This is a genomic window from Clostridium sp. C8-1-8 (assembly GCF_009928445.1).
Lineage (GTDB): Bacteria > Bacillota > Clostridia > Clostridiales > Clostridiaceae > Clostridium_AR.
Genome location: NZ_JAABNO010000102.1, coordinates 1 through 253 on the forward strand (window position 1 = coordinate 1; position 253 = coordinate 253).

A 253-nucleotide genomic window follows, 5' to 3' on the forward strand; every position below is an offset into this window, starting at 1 on the left:
ATTGCTGTTGCATAATTACTAAATAACTCTGTCATAATATAAAACTCCATTATATGCCCTCCCTACTTTTTAACAGCTCTGTATTTGGTTATATCAAAGGTATTTGCCATTTCTTTTAATTTTTCAAGTATTTGCTTGGACGTTGCTCCTCCATTATCAAGAATATATTTTTCCCAAACAGTGTTCCATGTTTTCCCTAGTGGTGAGTTATTAGTGTGTATACCATCTCCTATTTTAAGCCTATGTATATCCT

General features: G+C 32.4%; 1 protein-coding gene. It reads right to left on the minus strand.

Annotated elements, in window-relative coordinates; translation table 11 throughout:
* Window positions 1–62 precede the first annotated feature (62 nt).
* On the minus strand, window positions 63–253 hold a 191-nt coding region (locus GXK57_RS26275), incomplete at its 5' end, for a hypothetical protein (protein ID WP_160680947.1).